Here is a 2,002-nt window from a genome sequence, read left to right as displayed (position 1 = left end):
ATCGGCATCACCACCGCCATGCGCCAGGCGGCACGCAAGGCTTCCTCGGCCAGGGTGTTGAACAGGTCGCCCGCCGCCAGTTTGCCGGTGGTGGCCCATTTGACGAAGGCATCCTCGCTGGATTTCAGCATGCCGGTGACGGCACGCTCGGCACCACGGGCGGCATCGGACGAGTCCTCGACATAGGCGGCCAACGCCCGCTTGGCGCCGTCCGACCATTCCCTGGATGCCGCCAGCTTGCGCTTCTCGGCCTCCTCGATGGCGCGAGCATGGGTGTCGGCATCGAGCGCGCCCTGGGCCAGAAGGCCGTTCAACTCGCGCAATGTGTCGGCGTATTCCTGCTCGGCGGTGCGGTGCTGGCGGACCAGTTCCTTGCCCCGCGCCCGGGCGTCGGCTTCCTCCTTCAGCGCCCGCTGCAATTCGTCGAGCGCCTGCTTCTGGTCGAACAGTTCCCCGGCCAGACGGGCGGCTTCGGCGCGGTCGGTGGCGGACGCCTCCTTGGGCAGTCGCGACACCGACTGGTCGACGGCGGCTTGCCGTGGCTGCCAGGGGGCGGAAAGCTCGCGCTGAAGATCGTCCAGCACCTTGCGGGTCTGCTCGGCAGAACGGAGGCGGGCCTCGGCCAGCGGCTTCTCGATGGCTTCGACCTTCCGTGCCGCCACCTGCCGCAGCAGGCCGATTTCGCGGTCGACATCACCCGCGTGGACTCACGGCAGCGATGCCTTCGTCCTGGCCGCTTCGATGTCGCGGGCCAGTTGGGTCTCGATGGCGGCGATCTTGCCGGCGGCATCGGTGGCCGCCTTGACCTTCTCCTCCTCCAGTGCTTTCAGCCGCACCGCCATCGCCTCGGCATTGCGCTCGCGCTCGGCCGCCTGGCGACCGGATTCGGCTAGACCACGCTCGGCTTCGAACGCCGCCACCTCGGTGCGGCCCCTTTCGACCAGGGCGTCGATGTCGCGGCGGAGCAAGTCGGCCTGCTGGCGCAGCTCCGCCATGCGGCGGCCGGTGACGCCGATGCCCTGATATTCGGCGATCCGGCCCTCGACATCGACCAGTTGCCGGCTCTTGACCGCCACCCCTGCTGCGATGTCGGGGCCCTTCAGCAGGTCGCGGATGCCATCGACCATGCCGGTCAGATCGTGCAGCACGCCTTGCGCGCCGCGTCCGACCGTGCTGGTGCGGGCGATTTCTTCCAGCAGGTTGCCCCAGGCGGCGGCAAGATGGTGGGCGGCACCGGTCAGACCGGCCGCTTCCGCCGCCCCCGCGCCGCCGACCTGTTGCTCCAGGGCGTCGAGTACGATCCTTTGGGCACCGGCGACGTCGCCGGTCTCGACCAGCGAGCGGATCACCTCCTTCTGGGTGGCCGAGAACGACACGCCGACCCGCTTCAGCGCCGAGATGCCCTCGATGGGATCCTCCAGCGCCTTGCCCAGTTGGGTGGCCGAGGACGACAGATCCTGGCGGAACACCGCCGACAGATCCTGGGCCAGCCGGATGGCGCGGGTGAAGGTGTCGCCCGAGACCGAGCGGAAGGTCGCCATGACGGCGGACGCATCCATCACGCCCTCGGCGGTGGCGAGCGTGCCGGTTTCCATCTCGTCGGCCAGCGCCGCCAATTGCCCGGCGGTCAGCCCCGAGGCGGCGCCGGTCGCCTTCAGCACCGCCTCCAGCCGGCGCAGCGACTGGTCGGCGGATTCCATCTCGCGCACGCCCTGCACCAGGGCGGCGCCGACAGCGCCCACCGCTGCCGCGGCGATCAGACCGGTGCGCCCGGTGGCCATCAGCGCATCGCCGAACAGGCCCATCCGCCCGGCCATGCCCTCGACCACGCCGCGCACGCCCTGGCCGACCTCGTTGATCGCCAGCAGCGCCTTCGAGGCCGGCTGCGCCGCCCGCTCGATCCGCTCCAGCGCCCGGCGGCCATCCTCACCCAATTGCATAAGGGCGCGGCGGAACACCTCGCCATCTTCAAGGGCAAGGCGGATGGAGACAGTGCGGGCGG

The 2,002-nt window shown here is 70.5% G+C and carries 2 protein-coding genes; both read right to left on the bottom strand.

Features of this window, described 5'->3' with window-relative positions; genetic code table 11:
* The coding region (locus A6A05_RS02780) for a phage tail tape measure C-terminal domain-containing protein (RefSeq protein ID WP_281193232.1) at positions 1-662 on the bottom strand (662 nt) is incomplete at its 3' end.
* A gap of 45 nt (positions 663-707) precedes the next feature.
* Positions 708-2,002 (bottom strand): phage tail length tape measure family protein (locus A6A05_RS02775; RefSeq protein ID WP_172822167.1); only part of this gene is annotated, 1,295 nt, incomplete at its 5' end.

Origin of the sequence: Magnetospirillum moscoviense (genome assembly GCF_001650635.1) — a bacterium.
In the GTDB taxonomy this organism is placed as follows: Bacteria; Pseudomonadota; Alphaproteobacteria; order Rhodospirillales; family Magnetospirillaceae; genus Magnetospirillum; species Magnetospirillum moscoviense.
The sequence above is the reverse complement of the archived record's forward strand: the minus strand, read 5'-3'. Positions and strand labels throughout refer to the sequence as shown.